This window comes from Alicyclobacillus acidoterrestris (assembly GCF_022674245.1).
GTDB classification, from domain to species: domain Bacteria; phylum Bacillota; class Bacilli; order Alicyclobacillales; family Alicyclobacillaceae; genus Alicyclobacillus; species Alicyclobacillus acidoterrestris.
Genome location: NZ_CP080467.1, coordinates 1,657,304 through 1,677,125 on the forward strand (window position 1 = coordinate 1,657,304; position 19,822 = coordinate 1,677,125).

Sequence of the window (19,822 nt, forward strand, 5' to 3'; positions counted from 1 at the left end):
GCGCAGGTTTGCGGAATCAATAGGGAGAAGCTGTGATGAAATGCCGAAATGGCATTGAGCTTGTCCGTCATATCGGGGATAATCAAGGATATGGCACACCCGTTGTGTACGGTCATCTTGTTATGGGTATCTCATTGCCTTCTTTGTCTGTGCCAATAGGACTGTAAAGCGACACGTCCTTGCGGGTCTTGCGCTGTGCGCGAAGCTGCATGAGAATCTCGTTTTGGATACAACGGGCCGCATATGTCGCAAATTTTGTTCCTTTGGTCGGTTGGTACGTGTCGACTGCTTTAATCAGGCCCACGGTTCCAATTGAAATTAAATCGTCTTGGTCTATACCGGATGAATCAAACTTCTTCGTGTTACATACACAATCACGAGTTTGCTTCAAGTCTGCACTAAGGAGAACAGTGGACCTTGATTCAACATTGGATTCACCATTTTGGTTACTTTGGCGTATTCCTTATCACGTTCATCGAAGCAATCGGATTTCCGTTTCCCGCGGAAACTACGCTGACTCTGTCGGGTATTGAGTGGACGGAAGGCGTTTTTCGACTCGTACCGCTATGGGCGGCGGGAGCGCTCGGAAACATCGTGGGCTCCACAGTGGCTTATAGTATTGGCCGCTTTCTCGGACGTCCGATTGTGCTGTACTTGGGTAAGTACATTGGGATTACGGCTGCCCGTCTAGACAAGGCGAATGAACAGTTTCAGCGCTACGAGTACGCGGTGCTCGTCATTGCGAAGTTCATCGCCGGCATTCGCATTTTGGTGCCGTATTTGGCCGGTATCAATCGGATGAGGTTTTGGATTTTCTGGCCAGTGAACACGTTGTCTGCCATTGCTTGGTCGGGGGCCTTCATTATCGCCGGGCATTACATTGGCGCACTGGTCAGCAAGTTGTGGCCATTTTTACACCGCTACTTAATCCCCGTTATCATCGTCGTCTGTCTGATTGTCGCGGCCATCGTCTACTTGAAAGTCCGCAGCCATCGTCGGGAAAAAGCGCAGGCGCAGCCACAGGAGATAGCGAAAGAGGCAGGAGAAGGTGCGCTAGAAGAATCGAGTGCGCCATCGACGACAGTGGACGAGGCAGATTCGCGAGAGGATGACCCGTCGCCCCGGCCGTAGTTCGTGGGCGATAAAAGTGTTCGTCTCGATTGCAACGACAGTTTTATAGGTACCGAAACAGCGGTCTATCCGTCTAGGACAATCCCTTCAAGGCATATCAAGTTGCTGAGGGGGCGATTGTGACGGATAGACCGATTTTTGTTCGTATCGAGTCGGATGGCGGTGACATCTATCGGCAGCAGGAACTCACGTCGACATTGGCCGTGCTCTACAGACAACTGGTCGTGTTTGCCGAACAGTTGTCTGACGGGCGCGCTGACGACGAAGGGAGGGACACCACGTGCGGTTGCTGAAGGCCGCCGTGTATATCCGGGTGTCGACAGGGGCGCAGGCGACGGATGGCCATAGTCTCGACGTGCAGTTGGAGCAGTGCATGGAACAGGCGAAACGGCTGGGCATTGCAGCGGAGGATGTCGAGGTGTACCGCGAGGCGGGTGCTTCGGGTGAAGATATGGATAGGCCAGCGCTTACACGTCTGCTTGACGCCGCCGCAGAAGGGCGGCTGAGCCACGTCATCGTAAAGCATCCTGACCGTCTGTCGCGCAACATGGCCGACAAAGCTATCATCGTCCGCCTTTTGAAGCAACATCAGGTCGATATTGTGTTTGTCGATGTACCGAACTGGGATCAGTCGGATGAAGCGCATTTGTTATTTAACATCATCAGTAGTATTGCGGAGTACGAGTTGCGGCAAATTCGTCGACGGACGTTGTCGGGTAAGCTTCGGGCGGCTCGTGAGGGGCAAATTATGCCGATGGGGATCGACCCATATGGATATCGTTACGAATCTGGGAAATTGGTCATTGACGAAGCGGAAGCGGCGTATGTCCGGCAAATCTTTGCGTGGTATGTCGATGAACGGCTCAGCATGCGCCAAATCGCCCGGCGATTGGACGAATGCGGCGCACCGACAAAGACGCGTAAGGCGCTGTCGTGGAGTCATGCCACGGTGGCGCACATTTTGCGCAATGAGATGTATGTCGGGCGGTACACATATAATCGACGTCGAACGAAGAAGGAGCGGGGTGCCGCCGCGCGCGGTCGCCAGCGCGTCCGACGCGTGATTGGTTGGCATCCAAAAACCGACTGGATTCTTTACCCAGTGCCGCGTATCGTCGACGATGCGACATTCGAGCGGGCGCGTCAGCGCAGACAGGCGGCGCATCGCCAAGGGTCCAGTCGCAATACGTACCAACATTTGCTTCAGGGGAAGTTGCGGTGTCGTTTATGTCACCGAATGTGGCATGTTGCGGCATCTCGAAACAAGAGGGATGGGGACCTTCGGTACTATCGGCGCCCGGCGGAGAAACCCGGTGAAGCGCGACAGTGTTCGCATCGGTGTCGGGCGATTCGCGCGATGGCGATTGAGCGGGCTGTGTTTGGCGAGTTGGTAAAACGGCTTTTGGCATCACAGATGTGGAAAGCAGTCGCTTTAGACGATACGGGTCTACATGCGCGAAGGATACTGGATGACATACAGTTGTCGCGAACGCAATACGAGCAACTAGTTCAGCGGCTTCAGCGGCTTCAGAATTTGTATGTGACTGGGGACTTGTCGCAAGTTGAATATGAACGCCTCGCCGAGCAAGTGCGGCAACAGCAAGCACGTGCGGCGGCGCGCACAGCGCACTTACAGTCGGTCCTCCAGCAAACGGAATCGGCGCGCCAGCGGTCGATAGATCAGGTGATGCAGATGTTCTTAACGGGGGATGAGCGGATTCCGTTTGACATCCGCCGCCAGATGGTCTGTAGCTTTGTGGACGAATGCCTCATTGACGCCTCTGGCGATGCGGTCGATGTGGTCATTTCTGGCCCAATGGTTCAATTGACACTGGCCCAACCGATGTCGTGACAGTGTAGCGAATACGTTGGCGACGTGTGCAACCAGGCGCAGGTTGTGCTCGACAAGTAAATCGTGTGCGGCTTTGTCCTGGTACTTGCGCCAGCGTTCAAAGCACGCCTGTTCTTCTTCTTTATCCAGTGGCTGTGGAAACGACTGATTGACAAACCCGGTGACAAGGACCATGTCCCGCATCATCGCGGCGGCAAGGGCAAGTGACAGCAATCCGCGTTCACCTCCGACTAACTCACTAAACACGGTGCCCTAGCCTATGTTACAGGCCGAATTTTGGTGCAATTATCCCATAGAGCCCGCGTGCAATGACTTGGTGTCCCGCATTGTTTGGGTGAATGGGCAGTACACCGTGCCGTTCGATATCGCGCAATGTGCCAGTGCGGTATCCGGCAATCAGTTCCTTTTGTCGACCAGCAAACCAACTGGCGGTTGGAACACAGACGCAGCCCGTGCTATCGGTCACTTCTTTTGTGACCGCATTGAGCGCTGCGATGCCGTCGACTGCGAGTGGGCTGTTGGGAAATGGGTTGTACTGCGTACACAAGTAAATCGGTGTGTGGGTCGACGTTTGGATGTAGCGAACGAGGCCCCTCAACTGGTAGCCGTAGCGTTTTAACGCAGATGTCACCACCTGCATCGGATGCGGGGATCCATTTGCTGCGGCGAGTGCAGCATAGGCCAAATCGTCGCCGCCGACCCAGATGATAATTGCGCGCTCTTTCGCAAACGCCATTCGACCCAGCGCGTGTGCGGCGGCGTTGAGTGCGCCGCTGGTCCAGCCAGGCTCTGCCACGACGAGGCCCGAAGCCGACTTGATGCCACGCGTGTGTCGGAGCATCTGAGTTAATACGCATGGGTAGCTCAAGCAATGGCGGGTTGCCCCTTCGCCAAACGTGATGGAATCGCCCATTGCCAGGAAGTGCATGCCCATCGCCTCCTTCTGTGGCGCCTACATGCATTGCGTGCTCACTTGCATAGAGTGATATTGCGCGCGTCATCAGCCTCTGTATTGAATGCACGTTCGCTCTTTGTTGAGCGGGTGCTTGCCCACAGAAAACACAGGGGGAGTGTGGAAGTCCATGACTGTAAGTCCAAGCCATGTGTATCTTTATGCGGCGACGCCGACGGACCTACTCAAGGCACAGGCGGCAGCGAACGTCTGCGGCGTTCCGAGAGCCAATTGTACGGGGAATTTTCAGAATGCGTGGCGGTTAGTCGCCGCCGAGGGCAATATTGTCGTGGCAGTGGGAGGGGCTGCAGTCTACTCCTTATATTACAATCCGTGTGGCTGGGCGAATCCCAGTGGACAACCAGGCGGTCATACGCCATTTGAAATGTACGCGCTAGGCCAAGGCGTGGCGAGTGCAAAAGCGAATTATTTCGCCAACGCGGGGGGCGTGACATCCCTCGACAGTCTGACACTGGCCGTCATGCTGACCTACTACGCGATTCATGGGGTGTTTCCGCGCGGCTACGGTGCGCTGCCCACACAGGAAACGCCACAGCAGGTGTGCGTGTCGAATGCGCAGCCGAACGTCACGTCGACGGATCCAACGCCATCCACGCAGCCTGCGCCTACAACTTCGTCGCCCTCTGTCGGCGTATACGCGTCGATTTCCACGACGTCTGACGTTCAAAAGGCCATTTCTCAAGGCTGGCCAGGGATTGCCGTCACGACAGCGCTCGGGGCGCAAACGAGTCCGTTTACAGCGACATTGTCCGCTAAGCCTGACGCAAAGGTCGCGCAAGTGCTGGAGTCCAGTGGTGCGAAGTTGTGGTGGTTGTCGTTTTGGACGGTCAGTTGGCCGACGAGTGGAACGACCTTTTATCAAGCAGGGTTTGACGCTGGATCATACGCTGGGACGCAAATTCAAGCATATCCTGGAACAAGGCGTCCGAACTACGTCATTCTCGATCCCGAAGGTTACAATACACCTGCCCAAACAGCGCAACAGTTTCAGGACTTTATCCGCGGTTGGGATGCAGGCTTAAAGTCTATCAACACATCGTTCCAACCTGCGTTTTATTGCAACCAATCGCAATACACGACATTTCAGTTGTCCGCTCTGAGCCTACCTGCATTTGTGGCGATTGCGCCCATTACGGGAAATCGGCCGCAAGTGACTGGCGGTAACATCAAAGGTTATATCGCATATTACGCGACGTGTCCTGTCAACGATGAGATAACGCAGGTCAAAGGGTGGGGGGCACTTTACAACACGGTGCAGTTTCGCGATAGTGGAATAGATTGTGGTCCTACCGCTTGATACTGCAAAAACCATTTGGTAGTGTGCAGACATGAGTCAGTCAGGCGCGGGGGTTGATGGCAATCAAGTCCCGCGCCTATGTGAGCAACCGCGACAGAGGATTGCTTGCTCATGCACGTATGCATCTCTGGTAGATTGTTCGGGCAGGATGACAACGACGCTTGTGGACGACAGTACATCATTGTATAAAGGATGTACAATGGCTCCCATCTGAAGTGCGGGGCGATTGATGAGGAGGAACACGATTGACAACACACATTCACCCACATCATGTGGACGCAGAATTCGAAGATACATCAATTCAACCGGCACGAACAATGGACTTGGCCAAGATTGAAGAAGCTGTGCGCATGATTTTGACGGCGGTGGGCGAAGACCCAGATCGCGAAGGGTTGTTGGATACCCCTGCGCGTGTCGCACGTATGTACGAAGAGATTTTTGCGGGGTTGCATCGGGATCCAAAGCAGGAGTTGAGCGCTCGTTTTCACGTCGAGCACGGAGAAATGGTGTTCGTTCGCGACATCCCGTTCTACTCGATGTGTGAACATCATTTGCTACCTTTCTTTGGGACAGCCCATGTGGCCTATCTTCCGAGCGACAATGTGGTAACAGGCTTGTCGAAGTTGGCCCGCTTGGTGGACACGGTGGCAAAGCGGCCCCAAGTGCAGGAGCGGATGACCAACGACATAGCCGACGTGCTGTTTACCGAGTTGAATGCCGAAGGGGTTATGGTGGTCGTCGATGCGGAGCACCTGTGCATGAATATGCGCGGCATTAAGAAGCCGGGCAGCAAGACGATGACGTTGGCGGTTCGCGGTCGCTATGAGTCGGATTTGCGCATGCGCGAAGAGGTGCTGCAACTGGTTCGCTATCGTTAAATTTATTGGACAAGCACAGGACTTTCCGGCGTTGCGCGCATGAGACAATCGTGTGTGGGTACGCGGGGCTGTACAACGAAATCAAAGCTGCGTGGGGCAGGCGTTTCTCCGTCGTGTCCCGCGCAGCTTTTTTGTGTCGGTAGGCGTCGCTCAGTGGTTCGGCGTAAACAGGGCCCAGGTCGATGTATTGCCGATTTGATAGACGAGATTGTCGCCGTGGATGTAGACGTTGTCGGTCCAAGTTCCAAGGGCGATAGATTGTGTTTGATTGCGCGTCAGATCATACCGGGTCGCACTGCCCGATATCGAGTTTCCATCGGTCGAGCGAACCGCAGTTCCCCAGTAAATGTCTGTTTGACCGACGGCCCACCACACGTTTTGCTGGGCAGTCGTTTGCAGATTCGCCAAAGGCGATACGTGCATGGAGGTCTCGTCAAAATACTGCAGTGCATCGGTTTTTGCGCCACTTGCATCTGTAAGCTCAAAGACGAAAACGGCCCCGCTGTGTGTCTGGTCCAATTCGAATAGATGAACGGTGGTATTTGTTTTATTTTGTGCGACGCCAGCGTGTTGCAAAGACGCATTCGAGCTTGAACTGCCGAGTGGCTGCGACGCGGTGGTCGAATCTGGTTGTTGGCCTGTGGATGAGTTGGCAACGGATCCACTTGTCGTTTGTGCCGGTGAAACAGCCGTCGTCCAATTGGTGTTGAACGCCGACGCCGATGCGACATTGGCGGGCACCTGACCGATGATGATGGCGCCTTCTGTGAGCGGCGTCTGTTTGGCATCGGTCGGGAATGGCGTGTACTGAATCACCGTCGGTGGACTTTGCGCACCCACTGTCGTGGGGGACTTCGGAATTTGCGCCCAAATGACGCCTCGTTGGAGTGGAACCGCGACAATGTCATGCGTCATCGATGTTGGCACGGTTAAACTGTGTCCTTGCCCATCTGAATACGAGGACAGGACGCCCTCGGTTTCTGGAGATTGCCCGTACTGTAACACCGAAGATTTGACGGACGTGTCTGCGTACGCGCTCTTTGCGACGACTTTCGCTTGTCCGCCAAGAACCGCGCCCAACGTCGCAGCAGCCGAATTGTCTTGTGTACCAGCTGATTTTCCCGGGTGAGTCGCTGACGATGACGGTTTTGTCGCCGCTATTTTGGGTGTCGTCAGATTGTCTGAATGCACCGTCGATTTCGAATTGTCGATGGAGTTGCTTTGCCTGTTTGACGTGTTCGAGTGGTCATCGGCGGTCGATGTCGACGTTTTCGAAGTGCTTGACGTCTGCGATGGCTGTAGAGAGGTCGTCGTTCCGGTTTTTATTTGGCTGGCCAATGCTTGCGCGGCTTGTCCATTTAACAGTTGCTCGTTCAGGTGACGCTCATGGTATTGGTAGGACCAAATCAATATGGCGGCGGATGATGAGATAGCTGCAGTCGGAATAAGAATTTTTTGCATAACCCAGTGCATGCGCCCTGGGGTCTGTTTTGACACGACTCAACCTCCTATCCGAATCGCGAAATGGCGTCTAGTAAATGGTTAAATCTAGTGTAACATGAGCCAGGGGGTTGTCCCAGATTTTTTTCATGGCAACGACGACAAAAAAAAGCTGTTCCCCAGCATCCTGAGGAACAGCTTTTGGAATATGTGTATGTCTTACAGTGCAGCTTCGTAGTTCTTATTTGCTTCGTCCCAGTTGACGACATTCCAGAACGCTGCGATGTAATCAGGACGTTTGTTTTGATATTTGAGGTAGTAAGCGTGTTCCCAAACGTCGAGGCCGAGAACAGGCTTTTTCCCTTCCATCAACGGGTTGTCTTGGTTTGCTGTGCTGATGATGGCGAGTTTGCCGCCGTCGACAACCAGCCACGCCCAACCACTGCCAAAGCGGCCTGTCGCTGCAGCGTTGAACTGCTCTTTGAATTTATCAAAGCTACCAAAAGTGCTATTAATCGCCTCAGCCAATTTACCTGTTGGTTGGCCGCCACCATTTGGCGAGAGCAGCTTCCAGAACAGGCTGTGGTTCGCGTGGCCGCCGCCATTGTTGCGGACTGCCGTACGAATGTTTTCTGGAACGGCGTTGAGGTCGCTGATCAGATCTTCAACGCTTTTATTGGCCAAGTCTGCTTGACCTTCGAGCGCTTTGTTCAAGTTCGTAACGTACGTCCCGTGGTGACGATCATGGTGAATTTCCATCGTCAAGGCGTCGATGTGCGGTTCGAGTGCGTCAAACGCATACGGTAATGCTGGCAATTCATGAGCCATGTGGACAAACCTCCCTATGTAATTGGGTCGTTTCAAGCCTATTGTAACGCACTCATAGAATGTTTTCCAAATACCGTGTGCAAACTTTCGACCGATTGTTTACGATATTCGCGCCGGATGGTATACATGTAAAAGAACTGTCCACTGGAAAAGGGGTTATCACTTGGCACTTTTGACTGGCAAGACCATTGTCGTGATGGGCGTCGCAAATAAGCGCAGCATTGGTTGGAGCGTCGCGACAGCCGCAGCGCAACATGGGGCAAATCTCGTGTTGACGTACAGGAGTGAGCGGGCGGGGGAACAGATTAAGAAGTTGCTTGCCGAACTCCCGGAGACGAACGCGCGCGTGGTTCAATGTGACGTCACTGACGATGCTTCGATCGAGGCGGCGTTTGCCGAGATTGGTCAACAGGGTTCGATTCATGGCCTTGTGCATTCGATAGCGCACGCCAACGTCGAAGATTTACAGGGCGAATTTGTGGCGACATCCCGTGAAGGGTTTCTGCTGGCGCAGAATATTAGCGCGTATTCACTAGTCGCCGTGGCCCGAGCCGCCCGTCCTTTGATGACGGATGGTGGTGGCATCGTCACCATGAGTTATTTAGGTGGTGAGCGCGCGGTGGAAAATTATAACGTGATGGGTGTTGCCAAGGCTTCGCTGGAGTCGGCTGTGCGCTATCTTGCAAAAGACTTGGGCAAGGACAACATCCGCGTGAATGCGGTCTCCGCTGGGCCAATTCGCACACTCGCGGCGAAAGGCGTGCGCGGCTTCAACGACGTGTTGCACACGATGGAGGAGAAGGCGCCGCTTCGCCGCAATGTCGACGCGCAAGAGGTCGGAGACGTCACGGCGTTCTTCCTGTCTGATTTGAGTCGGGGGATTACAGGCGAGGTGATTCACGTCGACGGAGGATACCACATCGTCGGCGTCTGACCTGCCTGATTTCACCAGGCCTTTGCATAGGCCTATGCTCAGACGTCTGCGCCAACGGCTTCGGCGATAGTGGAAAATCCGTCCTGCCGAAGCCGTTCGGCCAATTCTCTGGCGATGTCCCGAACGACCGTTGGCCCTTCGTAGATGAAGGCTGTATAGATTTGTAGCAGGTCGGCGCCAGCTCGAATTTTTTCGTACGCGTCGTCCCCTGTGAATATTCCGCCGCAACCGATGATGGGCAGGCGTCCTTGTGCCGCTTGCCGCACAAGGCGAATCACCTGGGTCGATCTCGCCCTTAGCGGTCGCCCGCTCAATCCGCCACTCTCTTTTTTCTCTGCGCTTTTCAGTCCCACCCGGGAGATTGTCGTGTTGGTCGCGATAATACCCAGTTGCCCGACCAAACTAGACTCTAACAACGCTTCGACGATATGAGTCAGCGCCGCGTCGTTGAGGTCTGGAGACAGTTTGACAAAGACTGGCTTGCGATGTTCAGTGAGGTAAGGCGCGAGTCTGTCTAGCAAGGACTGGATGGTTCGCGCACTTTGTAGATCCCGAAGGCCTGGCGTGTTTGGAGAACTCAGATTTATCGTCACATAATCGGCAGTCGCGATGACGTCGCGAAGGGCACGCTCATAGTCGTCGCCCGCGCGTTCATTTGGTGTCACTTTGTTTTTGCCAATATTGACACCGACATAGCCTGCTCGATGTTTCAGGTTGGCCAGGCGGTTGGCACAGGCACGACTTCCTTTGTTATTGAAGCCCATGCGATTGATCAGTGCCTCATCTGCCTTCAACCGGAACAATCGCGGCAATTCGTTGCCGGGTTGTGGAACGGGGGTGACGGTGCCGACTTCGATACTGGAAAAACCGCAATGGAAGAGCCCTGGCACAGCGACTGCATCTTTGTCCAACCCTGCGGCGAGCCCAATTGGGTGGGGAAGGGTCATACCGAGCACGGTCGTGTGCAGGATTTTGTCGGGCGTCCACGGGCGGACAGCAAGTTTACCCAGGTTGGGCCAGTGTCCCAAGGCGTCGAGGACAAGATGGTGTGCTCGCTCTGGGTCTAATTGAAAGAGTGCGCTGCGCAGAGTCTTATACATAGTGACCTCCAACATCTCTTTATCAAATCTGCTCGAAAGTGTAGCATGTTTTAGGGATTCGCACACGCCTTTGTCACGTTTAGCGGGAGAACTCCGTCTAACAGTCAAAAGGCGTGCGCTTCAGTAAGGGGAATCAACATGCCGAAAGCGCGTCGGGCGAGCGATGACGAAGCGTTTCAAGATCTTCCTCGTCTCGAGGAGTGGATGGACGCTTATGGGAGTGACGTGATCCATCTCGCCTACTCTTATGTTCACAACTATCATAGGGCAGAAGACATCGCCCAGGATGTCTTTCTTCGAGCATGGCGAAATTGGGAGTCGTTTCAAGGAAACAGCTCTGTAAAGACCTGGTTGCTGTCGATTACGGCGAACCGCGCGAAAGATTACCTCAGATCTTGGAGCGCGAAGCACGAGGTTGCAGATGACGGCGACGCGCTGGCAGCCATATCGGTGTCTGACACGGCCACGGAAGTGGCCGTGAAGCTTGATCGCGATGAATTGTGGCAGACGGTCCATCGATTGCCGGAGAAGTATCGGGAAGTGGTCATTCTTTATTATGAGCGGGAACTGTCGAGCCAAGAGGTGGCCGAGGTTCTTGGAATAACTGAACAAGCGGTTCGAACGAGATTACATCGAGGACGGCAGTTGCTCAAGCGTGCGCTCAGTGAGGAGGGGATGGGGTTTCATGACGAATCGAGACGATAAAGACCTCCAGAACATCATGCAGCAATTGAGTGAAGTTCCGTTTCGCGACGAGTTGAAGTCGCGCGTTCTCAATGCCGCCAAGGCAGAAGATCTAGCACTTGCAGGAGGACGGCGAAAGCGAGTACCACGCTCTTGGTACGCTGGAATCGCCAGCGGACTGGTCGCGGCAGTCGCAGTGATTGGAGTGGGGATAGGCCTGGAGCGGCATGATGCAGAGCAAGCAGCAAACCAAGCATCTGCCACTTCGGCGCCAGTTTCGTTCCAATTAGACGCGAAGCAGTATGGGATGGCGCAAGCCCCGCTACAAATATCCAACGTGCGCGTGGGTACATTGCCTGGAGACCCGAAGGATTCCGACGTACTTGCCGATTTGACGAATACCTCAGACAAACCGGTGCGCGAATCGGATATCTTTGGTGTCCTGTCGTTCACACCGGCAGGGAACAATAACCTGCAAACCGGAGAAAATTGGTTGACGTTTGTCAACGGGCCCAGTGGTTCCATTGCGCCGCACCAGACGGCACAATGGGGATTTCACCCGGACGGTAGCACGCTGCATGCGCCGCTGACACAGGCTATCGTGGAAACGCCGCATCTTAGCTTTTACCTAGCCCACTTGGTACCGACCGACATGGCTGACAAGGTGTGGACCAAGAGCCCGCTTGACGTGAGTCAGGTACAGGTGGAGCCACGTGTCGTGGACGGTCGTGCGCAGTCGGTGCAAATCGATGCGAGGCTGACTAACACGTCCAAATCGCCGTTTCCGCTCAGTTCAGCGCGTGCCGTCATTTGGTTTGCGTCGTCGCCTGAACAGAGTTTTATGTCGGATGGCAGTATTCGTTTTATGTACCATTTGACACCCGAGTATAAAGACCAGGTGTGGCCTAGTGTCGTTCAGCCTGGACAATCGATTGCGGTGAACTTCCGAGTGATTTCGGATAATCAATCGGATTTCTTTAACCGAATGGCCCACGTGATGATTATCAACACGCCTCAGGGTGGTTTTTAACGCGAAAAACGACCCGCGGCGTACGGGGGCGACGCGGGAGAAAGGAGAAGGAAACCCATGACGACGCGGTTTAGTCTGGCAGAGTTGGCAGACATGCTGCATGTCCCAGTTGAGGCCGTAAGGCAGGCAGTGGAGTCGCTTGTGGACGAGTTAACAGGGGAGTCGTTTTTGTATAATGATCGCACGTGGCGCATTGCGCCCAGCGACGTCAAACGCATTCAACTGTGGCTAGAAGTGCATCCCGAAGTCGTTGAGGAGGCACGCCGTTCACGGACTCGACGAGTCCGCGTGAAACGAATTGTGGCGCCAGGTGAGGGGAGCGAGTAAGCTTACCTATCACGTCTCATTGCGTTTAGATTACGAGAGACGTACACTAGAAATAAATCGAGCCTGGCTTCCATTAGGCGGTATTGGTGAAGGGAGAAACAGTCGTGAGAATCGGAGTGCCAAAAGAGATTAAAGACAATGAAGATCGCGTTGCAATTACACCAGCTGGTGTACGTGCGCTCGTGGATGCGGGTCATCAGGTGTTTGTCGAGACCGGCGCAGGCGCAGGCAGTGGGTTTACAGACGCACAGTACCAAGAGGCTGGTGCACACATTTACGCTGATGCGTCGTCCACCTGGGGCGACGCCGATATGGTGCTCAAGGTCAAGGAGCCACAACCGTCTGAGTTTGCTTTCTTTCGCTCTGATCTGACACTGTTTACATATTTGCATCTCGCGCCGGAGCCCGAATTGACAAAAGCCTTAATGGATACCGGCGTCACGGCGATTGGTTATGAGACAGTTCAATTGTCTGATAACAGTCTGCCACTCTTGATGCCGATGTCGGAAGTGGCTGGCCGGATGTCCATTCAAGTGGGCGCGCACTTCTTGGAGAAGCCATTTGGTGGTCGCGGTGTGCTGCTCGCTGGCGTTCCTGGGGTGCCACCGGCGCGCGTCGTCATTGTCGGCGGCGGTATCGTCGGTACGAATGCTGCACGCGTCGCTTTGGGGATGGGCGCAGATGTCACGATTTTTGACAGCAACCCTCGGCGGCTGCGAGAACTGGATGACATGTTCCGCGGGCAAGTGCGGACCGTGATGTCAAACAGTTATAACCTGCACGAACATATTGAAGGCGCTGACTTGCTTGTGGGCGCTGTGCTGATACCAGGTGCGCGTGCGCCGAAGATTGTCACGGATGACATGGTCAAGGGGATGAACCCGGGTGGCGTGATTGTCGATGTGGCGATTGACCAGGGCGGATCGATTGCGACGATTGACCGCATCACGACCCATAGTGATCCGGTGTATGAGAAATATGGTGTGGTACACTATTCAGTAGCCAACATGCCAGGGGCGGTTCCGCGCACGTCGACGCTTGCGTTGACCAACGTGACGATACCGTATGCGGTGCGTTTGGCCAACCTGGGTGCCGCGGCCGCGGTCAAGGCTGACGCCGCTCTGGCGAAGGGCGTCAATGTGTATCGTGGGAAGGTCACGTACGAAGCGGTGGCCAACGCGTTGCATCTGGAGTACACGGAATTGTCCTCCTTGCTGTAAAGGAAACTAGCGTGTGATTTGAAAGTGAGGTGGAACGGCTTGGTCACGGAAGAACTGGTTCGCAATATGTTGACTGAGGTGCTCGACCCGGAGATTCAAATTGATATCGTCAACCTAGGGATGGTTTACAATATCGATATTGAAGATGGTGGCAAGCGCATCAAAGTCACGATGACGCTCACCACAATGGGTTGCCCGTTGTTCGACGAAATCAAGGATGAAATCGTGGAGCGGCTGACGTCCTTGGAGGGTGTCGAAGAAGTCGATGTGTCGCTTACGTTCGATCCACCTTGGGATAAAGAAATGATGTCCGACGAAGCGAAGCTCGTATTCAAATATTTGTTTTAAATCAGGGCCGCCGCCAAGGCGGCTCTTTTGTGCGATGCTCTGCTGGCAAACGGGGCACTCTACCCAATGTGTGCTTAGAAAACTTGCATTTTTGCACAGGTGTGATACGCTTTTTAAAGAAGAAACATGACTAATATGGTCAACATTTAGAAATATACAGATGAGTGAGAGGTAGGTACGTATGGCAAAGCCAAATTTCCAAGTCGAAGATCTACACGTCAGCATTGAGGGTAAGGAAATCCTCAAGGGATTGAATTTACATATTCGCGGCGGGGAAATTCACGCCATCATGGGACCAAACGGGACGGGGAAGAGCACGCTGGCTTCGTCTTTGATGGGTCATCCTCATTACGAGGTCACAGGTGGTCGCGTGACATTGGATGGGCAGGACCTCCTCGAAATGTCTACGGATGAACGCGCACGCGCGGGTTTGTTCCTCGCGATGCAATATCCATCGGAAGTGCCAGGTGTGTCGAACGCGAACTTTATTCGCCAGGCGCTCAACGCGCGGATGGAAGAGGGAAAAGAAATACCAGTTCTCAAGTTTCACCGGACGCTGCAGGAGAAAATGAAGCAATTGAATATTGATCCGGTGTTCGCTGAGCGCTACCTCAACGAAGGGTTCTCCGGTGGTGAGAAAAAGCGCAACGAGATTTTGCAGATGTCGATGCTCGAACCCCGTATCGCAATTTTGGACGAGATTGACTCAGGTCTCGACATCGATGCCTTGAAAGTTGTAGCGAATGGCGTCAACAGCATGAAATCTGACAATATCGGCTTCCTTATCATTACGCACTACCAACGTTTGTTGAATTACATCGTACCGGATTATGTGCACGTCATGATGCAAGGGCGAATTGTCAAGTCTGGCGACGCGAAGCTCGCAGAGGAATTGGAAGCTAAGGGATACGACTGGTTGAAAGAAGAACTGGGTATCGAAGACGAGACAGTCGGGGTCGACGCGTAAGGGGGGAGCACAAGTGACCGAAGCGAATACGGTGTCATTGCAAGTTCATGCCGTAAGTTCGGCGTTTCAGGAACCTGAATGGGTGTTGCGCCTGCGGGAGGACGCCTGGCAGCGATTTACCGAGATGCCGGAACCGCGCCTCGAGAAGACAGACCTCCGCAAGCGCGGCTGGGAGACGGGCACGTTTGTTGCTTCGCCAGCCGGCGTACCAGAGTCGGTTCGCCATTACGTGAACAATCTCGACCACCCGTACGCCCTGTTTGTCGACGGGCATCTCATTGAAGTGAAGCACACAGAGGCGCTTGGCCAACAAGGTGTCATCTTTACAGATGTACACACTGCGACGGTCAAGCACGAATCGTTGGTGAAAGAACATCTGGCATCCGTCGTCAAGGTGGATGACAATAAATGGTCTGCATTGAGTCTCGCACTGTTCGCGGGCGGTGTCTTTTTATATGTTCCGCGGAACGTGCAAGTTGACGTTCCCTTTGAATCGGTTCATGTGTTCACGGCAACTGAATCGGGCACGTATCCACGTAATTTGATTGTGGCGGATGAACTGGCTGATGTGAAATTCATCGACGTGACGTTTTCACCAGAACAGAAGGAGAAGTTTACGTCGAGTCACGTCACGGAAGTCGTGGCCAAGGCAGGTAGTCGCGTGCACGTCGGTACCGCTGACGAGTTCGCGAAAGGAGCGACTTATTTCGTGACGCGCCGTGCGCTGGTGGGCAAGGATGCGGTGGTCGAATGGACGGTCAGCGATGTGAGTAACGCATTTACGGTCGAACTGGTGGAAGACGTCCTGGAAGGAACTGGCGCGCGTGGAGAAACGCGTGTGATTGGGTTGGGATATGGACGCCAACACATGGATTTGACCGCGAGCATGGTGCATCGTGGGCGCCATACGGAAAGTGATATCACGATGCACGGAGCGTTGCGCGAACGTGCGAACAGCGTCTTCCGTAGTTGCACAGAAATTGTCAAGGGTGCTGTCGGAGCGGGCAGTGAGCAGCACGACAGAATGATTATGATTGACGGTACCGCACGCGCAGATGCGATTCCGATGCTCCTGATTGATGAAAATGACGTCAATCGTTGTGGGCATGCAGCGAGCGTTGGGAAGATTGACCCGAACCAAGTGTATTATCTGATGAGCCGTGGTATTCCGCAGGCACAGGCCACACAGATGATTATCTGGGGCTATCTTCACGATTCGGTGGAGGCCTTGCCTAGTGCCCCGTTGCGCGACCTCGTGGTGGCGCGTATAGAAAGGGAGCTTTCACGATGAATCCGATAGAAATCCGTAAGGACTTTCCGATATTTGAGGAGAAGATCAACGGTCATCCGCTCGTCTACCTGGATAGCGCGGCGACATCTCAGAAGCCGCGCCAGGTGCTCGATGTTTTGAAGCGGTATTACGAACATGAGAATTCCAACGTGCATCGCGGTGTCCACACCCTTGGGACGAGGGCGACGGAGTCTTATGAGCAGGCGCGGGAGAAGGTTGCTACCTTCATCCACGCGCCGTCTGCGAATCAGGTCGTATTCACCCGCGGGACGACGGAGTCGCTCAACATGATAGCCTATGGTTACGCGCGCACGCGGTTCCAGGCTGGCGACGAAATTGTGCTGCCGCCGAGTGAGCATCACAGTAACTTGATTCCTTGGCAGCAGGTGGCTCGTGCTACCGGCGCTTCCATCAAGTATCTTCCACTTCAACCGGATGGTACGATTCGCTTGGAGGATGTGGAGGCTGCCGTCACAGATAAAACCAAGTTGGTGGCCATTGCGCACGTTTCAAATGTACTTGGTACAATTAATCCGGTGAAGGAAATTGCTGAAATCGCGCATCGACATGGCGCCATTATGGTGGTGGATGGCGCCCAAAGCGTGCCACACATGCCGATTGATGTGGTCGAGCTAGATTGCGATTTTCTCGCTTTTTCCGGGCACAAGATGTGTGGGCCTACTGGCATTGGCGTCTTGTATGGCAAGAAAGAATTGCTTGAGCAAATGGAGCCGACGTATTTTGGCGGCGAAATGATTGACGTGGTAGAGCTTTACGAGTCTACCTGGAAGGAAGCACCATGGAAGTTTGAGGGCGGTACGCCGATTATCGCTGGGGCGATTGGTCTTGGCGCGGCAGTGGATTATCTGTCTGCCATCGGTCTGGATGCCGTTGCGGAACACGACGCGAAATTAGCCAATTTGGCCATGGAACGGTTGCAGGCCATCGATGGTATTGACGTCTATGGCCCGCCGGCAGGCGTGCATCGCGGTGGGTTGGTTACGTTCAACCTGCGTGGTGTACATCCGCACGATGTAGCGACTGTATTGGATACTCAGGGCGTCGCGGTGCGCGCAGGACATCATTGCGCACAGCCGCTCATGCGGATTTTGGGTGTCGGGTCGACTGCGCGTGCCAGCTTTTATCTTTATAATACAGAAGATGACGTTGAGCACTTGGTAGAAGCCCTACAACAAGCGAAGGAGTTCTTCGGCCATGCAATTGGATGAGTTGTATCGCCAAGTGATCATGGACCATTATCAGAAACCGCGAAATCAGGGAACGCTATCTGAGGACGCCATCTCGGTAGATCTTCGGAATCCCAGCTGCGGTGACGAGATTTTTCTCCAACTGATGGTGGAGGACGGCATCGTGAAAGATGTACGTTTTCGGGGAAGCGGATGTTCCATCTCTATGTCGTCCGCATCCATGATGACGGAGGCCATTAAAGGCAAATCGGTTGACGACGCATTGAAACTCTCGCAGACATTTCGGGAAATGATGTTGGGTCAGGACGTGGATTTTGACGAACTGGGCGAGCTTGAATCGCTCCACGGTGTCGCCAAGTTTCCGGCGCGCATCAAATGTGCGACGCTGGCGTGGCAGGCGCTGGAGCGTGCAGCCTCATCGACTGGCGAGATTAAGAAATAAACTGCGCATGACAGGCACTGATGGTGAATGGTAATACATCTCGAAAGGGGATGTTTGGCATGGCAAAACAACTGCCGGACATGGAAGAGTATCAGTATGGTTTTCGCGATAAGGACATTTCCGTCGTCAAGTTCGAAAAGGGCCTGACACGCAAAACCGTCGAAGAGATCTCGATGATGAAGAACGAGCCCGGCTGGATGACGGATTTCCGCTTGCGTTCCCTCGACATCTTTCTGGAAAAGGGAATGCCAAACTGGGGCGGCGACTTGAGCGAATTGGATTTCGACGAGATTACGTACTACGTCAAGCCTTCGGAACGCCAGGGTAAGACGTGGGATGAGGTTCCTGAAGAGATTAAGAACACGTTCGACAGGCTTGGTATTCCGGAAGCGGAACAAAAGTTCCTGGCTGGTGTCTCGGCACAGTACGAGTCTGAGGTCGTCTATCACTCCATGCGTGAGGACTTGGAAAAGATGGGCGTCATCTTCTGTGATACGGACACGGCTTTGAGAGAACATCCGGAAATCTTTAAAGAGTACTTTGGCACGGTGATTCCACCAGAGGACAACAAGTTCGCTGCACTCAACAGCGCAGTCTGGAGTGGCGGTAGCTTCATTTACGTTCCAAAGGGCGTACGTTGTGAAGTGCCGTTGCAGGCGTATTTCCGTATTAACTCGGAGAATATGGGCCAATTTGAACGGACGCTTATCATTGCCGACGACGACAGTTTCGTCCACTATGTCGAGGGTTGTACGGCGCCGGTTTACAGCACAAACTCATTGCACAGTGCGGTCGTGGAGATCATTGTCAAGGACCGGGCCCGTTGCCGTTATACCACGATTCAAAACTGGGCGCCAAACATCTATAACCTGGTGACCAAGCGCGCTGTGGCACATCGCGATGCGACGATGGAGTGGGTCGATGGCAACATCGGATCGAAACTGACAATGAAATATCCATCCGTGTATATGCAGGGTGAGGGTGCAAAGGCGATGGTGCTGTCGATCGCGGTGGCAGGCAAGGGCCAGCACCAAGACGCAGGCGCCAAGGTCGTTCACAATGCGCCGAACACGACCTCGACGATTGTTTCGAAGTCGATTAGTAAGCACGGCGGCAAAACCACTTATCGCGGGTTGGCGAGTTTCGCGCCGAATGCGGTGGGCTCCAAGGCGAACATCAAGTGTGACACGCTGATTTTGGATGACAATTCGACATCCGACACGATTCCATACAATGAGATTATGAATGACGATGTCACGCTGGAACACGAGGCGTCTGTCTCAAAGGTAAGTGAAGAACAGCTCTTCTACCTGATGAGCCGCGGCATTTCTGAAGAAGACGCGACGCGAATGATTGTCATGGGCTTCATTGAACCGTTCACGCGCGAACTTCCGATGGAGTATGCGGTTGAGATGAACCGACTGATTAAGTTCGAGATGGAAGGTTCCATCGGGTAAGTTGTAAGATTGGCGCGTTCTTGTCTATGAGAGCGCGCCTCTTGTAAGGAGAAGGGTGAACTCGGTGACTTGGATAAAGGTTGCGAACGTGAGTGATTTGGAAGTAGGCGATATGATGCAGGTGCCGCTCGACGAAGAAGACCTCGCCTTGTACCACTTGGAAGATGGTTTTTATGCGACGTCGGACGTCTGTACGCATGCTGCACAATCCTTGTCCAATGGAACGCTGGACGGGCACATTGTGGCTTGTCCGAGACATGGTGGCAAGTTCGATGTCAAGACGGGTCAAGCGACTTCTTTTCCGTGTGTCATCCCCATTGCAACCTATGAGGTTGAGGTGCGCGGCGACGAAGTATGGGTGGATTATGATTAATGTGGCGGCATGTCTGACATGGTCAGGAACTGAAACGAGGAG

21 protein-coding genes and 1 pseudogene are annotated in these 19,822 nt (G+C 53.9%); 17 read left to right on the top strand and 5 right to left on the bottom strand.

Annotated features, from left to right (window positions below):
• Positions 1–121 precede the first annotated feature (121 nt).
• Positions 122–391: pseudogene (locus tag K1I37_RS07615) on the bottom strand (sigma-70 family RNA polymerase sigma factor); the annotation flags it as partial.
• Positions 392–417: 26 nt separating this feature from the next.
• Between K1I37_RS07615 and K1I37_RS07620 the strand changes: the two are divergent.
• From K1I37_RS07620 to K1I37_RS07630, 3 genes are all read left to right on the top strand, one after another.
• Positions 418–1,131 (top strand): DedA family protein, encoded by a 714-nt coding sequence (locus K1I37_RS07620; protein WP_021297146.1) that lies wholly within the window; start codon positions 418–420, stop codon positions 1,129–1,131.
• Positions 1,132–1,250: 119 nt separating this feature from the next.
• Positions 1,251–1,424 (top strand): hypothetical protein, encoded by a 174-nt coding sequence (locus tag K1I37_RS07625; RefSeq protein WP_021297145.1) that lies wholly within the window; start codon positions 1,251–1,253, stop codon positions 1,422–1,424.
• Positions 1,412–2,983, top strand: a complete 1,572-nt coding sequence (locus K1I37_RS07630; RefSeq protein ID WP_021297144.1) for a recombinase family protein — start codon at positions 1,412–1,414, stop codon at positions 2,981–2,983. Before K1I37_RS07625 ends, K1I37_RS07630 begins: the two co-directional genes overlap by 13 nt.
• A gap of 262 nt (positions 2,984–3,245) precedes the next feature.
• Here K1I37_RS07630 and K1I37_RS07635 read toward each other — a convergent pair whose 3' ends face one another.
• Positions 3,246–3,911: an SGNH/GDSL hydrolase family protein gene (locus K1I37_RS07635; protein WP_021297143.1), complete on the bottom strand. Its 666-nt coding sequence runs from the start codon at positions 3,909–3,911 to the stop codon at positions 3,246–3,248.
• A gap of 154 nt (positions 3,912–4,065) precedes the next feature.
• Between K1I37_RS07635 and K1I37_RS07640 the strand changes: the two genes are divergently transcribed.
• Complete coding sequence (locus K1I37_RS07640) at positions 4,066–5,253, top strand: hypothetical protein (RefSeq protein WP_031218908.1); 1,188 nt, start codon at positions 4,066–4,068, stop codon at positions 5,251–5,253.
• Between the two features lie 317 nt (positions 5,254–5,570).
• Complete coding sequence (gene folE / locus K1I37_RS07645) at positions 5,571–6,131, top strand: GTP cyclohydrolase I FolE (protein WP_031218907.1); 561 nt, start codon at positions 5,571–5,573, stop codon at positions 6,129–6,131.
• Between the two features lie 150 nt (positions 6,132–6,281).
• On the opposite strand, the gene K1I37_RS07650 is transcribed toward folE, so the two are convergent.
• Together K1I37_RS07650 and K1I37_RS07655 are read right to left on the bottom strand one after the other, a co-directional pair.
• Entirely contained in the window at positions 6,282–7,628 is a 1,347-nt protein-coding gene (locus K1I37_RS07650; protein ID WP_021297140.1) for a hypothetical protein, read from the bottom strand.
• 162 nt (positions 7,629–7,790) lie between these two features.
• Complete coding sequence (locus K1I37_RS07655) at positions 7,791–8,399, bottom strand: superoxide dismutase (RefSeq protein ID WP_021297139.1); 609 nt, start codon at positions 8,397–8,399, stop codon at positions 7,791–7,793.
• Positions 8,400–8,562: 163 nt separating this feature from the next.
• Here K1I37_RS07655 and fabI point away from each other — a divergent pair, with 163 nt between their 5' ends.
• Positions 8,563–9,333: an enoyl-ACP reductase FabI gene (fabI, locus tag K1I37_RS07660; protein WP_021297138.1), complete on the top strand. Its 771-nt coding sequence runs from the start codon at positions 8,563–8,565 to the stop codon at positions 9,331–9,333.
• 38 nt (positions 9,334–9,371) lie between these two features.
• Here the strand turns inward: fabI and K1I37_RS07665 are convergent, their stop codons facing one another.
• Positions 9,372–10,433, bottom strand: coding sequence for a quinone-dependent dihydroorotate dehydrogenase (locus K1I37_RS07665; protein ID WP_021297137.1), 1,062 nt, complete (start codon positions 10,431–10,433; stop codon positions 9,372–9,374).
• 138 nt (positions 10,434–10,571) lie between these two features.
• On the opposite strand from K1I37_RS07665, the gene K1I37_RS07670 reads away from it, so the two are divergent.
• The 11 genes from K1I37_RS07670 (at position 10,572) to K1I37_RS07720 (ending at position 19,780) form a co-directional block, all read left to right on the top strand.
• Positions 10,572–11,138 (top strand): sigma-70 family RNA polymerase sigma factor, encoded by a 567-nt coding sequence (locus K1I37_RS07670; protein WP_021297136.1) that lies wholly within the window; start codon positions 10,572–10,574, stop codon positions 11,136–11,138.
• Entirely contained in the window at positions 11,119–12,147 is a 1,029-nt protein-coding gene (locus K1I37_RS07675) for a hypothetical protein (RefSeq protein WP_021297135.1), read from the top strand. Before K1I37_RS07670 ends, K1I37_RS07675 begins: the two co-directional genes overlap by 20 nt.
• A gap of 57 nt (positions 12,148–12,204) precedes the next feature.
• Entirely contained in the window at positions 12,205–12,474 is a 270-nt protein-coding gene (locus K1I37_RS07680; RefSeq protein WP_021297134.1) for a hypothetical protein, read from the top strand.
• A 104-nt stretch (positions 12,475–12,578) separates the two neighbouring features.
• A complete protein-coding gene (ald, locus tag K1I37_RS07685; RefSeq protein ID WP_021297133.1) occupies positions 12,579–13,694 on the top strand; it encodes an alanine dehydrogenase in 1,116 nt (371 codons plus the stop codon).
• 39 nt (positions 13,695–13,733) lie between these two features.
• Positions 13,734–14,042 (top strand): metal-sulfur cluster assembly factor, encoded by a 309-nt coding sequence (locus tag K1I37_RS07690; RefSeq protein WP_021297132.1) that lies wholly within the window; start codon positions 13,734–13,736, stop codon positions 14,040–14,042.
• A gap of 181 nt (positions 14,043–14,223) precedes the next feature.
• A complete protein-coding gene (gene sufC, locus K1I37_RS07695; protein ID WP_021297131.1) occupies positions 14,224–15,009 on the top strand; it encodes a Fe-S cluster assembly ATPase SufC in 786 nt (261 codons plus the stop codon).
• Positions 15,010–15,022: 13 nt separating this feature from the next.
• A complete protein-coding gene (locus K1I37_RS07700; protein ID WP_021297130.1) occupies positions 15,023–16,300 on the top strand; it encodes a SufB/SufD family protein in 1,278 nt (425 codons plus the stop codon).
• Positions 16,297–17,529 (top strand): cysteine desulfurase, encoded by a 1,233-nt coding sequence (locus tag K1I37_RS07705; protein ID WP_021297129.1) that lies wholly within the window; start codon positions 16,297–16,299, stop codon positions 17,527–17,529. Before K1I37_RS07700 ends, K1I37_RS07705 begins: the two co-directional genes overlap by 4 nt.
• Complete coding sequence (sufU, locus tag K1I37_RS07710) at positions 17,516–17,950, top strand: Fe-S cluster assembly sulfur transfer protein SufU (RefSeq protein WP_021297128.1); 435 nt, start codon at positions 17,516–17,518, stop codon at positions 17,948–17,950. Before K1I37_RS07705 ends, sufU begins: the two co-directional genes overlap by 14 nt.
• A gap of 59 nt (positions 17,951–18,009) precedes the next feature.
• Positions 18,010–19,407 (top strand): Fe-S cluster assembly protein SufB, encoded by a 1,398-nt coding sequence (gene sufB / locus K1I37_RS07715; protein WP_021297127.1) that lies wholly within the window; start codon positions 18,010–18,012, stop codon positions 19,405–19,407.
• Positions 19,408–19,471: 64 nt separating this feature from the next.
• Positions 19,472–19,780: a non-heme iron oxygenase ferredoxin subunit gene (locus K1I37_RS07720; protein ID WP_021297126.1), complete on the top strand. Its 309-nt coding sequence runs from the start codon at positions 19,472–19,474 to the stop codon at positions 19,778–19,780.
• The last annotated feature ends 42 nt before the right edge of the window (positions 19,781–19,822 follow it).

Excerpts from the sequence above, each read along its gene's own strand:
- sufB (WP_021297127.1), top strand. The coding sequence starts at position 18,010 with ATGGCAAAACAACTGCCGGACATGGAAGAGTATCAGTATGGTTTTCGC.
- K1I37_RS07635 (WP_021297143.1), bottom strand. The coding sequence starts at position 3,911 with ATGCACTTCCTGGCAATGGGCGATTCCATCACGTTTGGCGAAGGGGCA.
- sufU (WP_021297128.1), top strand. The coding sequence starts at position 17,516 with ATGCAATTGGATGAGTTGTATCGCCAAGTGATCATGGACCATTATCAG.
- K1I37_RS07670 (WP_021297136.1), top strand. The coding sequence starts at position 10,572 with ATGCCGAAAGCGCGTCGGGCGAGCGATGACGAAGCGTTTCAAGATCTT.
- K1I37_RS07705 (WP_021297129.1), top strand. The coding sequence starts at position 16,297 with ATGAATCCGATAGAAATCCGTAAGGACTTTCCGATATTTGAGGAGAAG.
- folE (WP_031218907.1), top strand. The coding sequence starts at position 5,571 with ATGGACTTGGCCAAGATTGAAGAAGCTGTGCGCATGATTTTGACGGCG.
- K1I37_RS07665 (WP_021297137.1), bottom strand. The coding sequence starts at position 10,433 with ATGTATAAGACTCTGCGCAGCGCACTCTTTCAATTAGACCCAGAGCGA.
- sufC (WP_021297131.1), top strand. The coding sequence starts at position 14,224 with ATGGCAAAGCCAAATTTCCAAGTCGAAGATCTACACGTCAGCATTGAG.
- K1I37_RS07675 (WP_021297135.1), top strand. The coding sequence starts at position 11,119 with ATGACGAATCGAGACGATAAAGACCTCCAGAACATCATGCAGCAATTG.
- K1I37_RS07680 (WP_021297134.1), top strand. The coding sequence starts at position 12,205 with ATGACGACGCGGTTTAGTCTGGCAGAGTTGGCAGACATGCTGCATGTC.
- K1I37_RS07655 (WP_021297139.1), bottom strand. The coding sequence starts at position 8,399 with ATGGCTCATGAATTGCCAGCATTACCGTATGCGTTTGACGCACTCGAA.
- K1I37_RS07640 (WP_031218908.1), top strand. The coding sequence starts at position 4,066 with ATGACTGTAAGTCCAAGCCATGTGTATCTTTATGCGGCGACGCCGACG.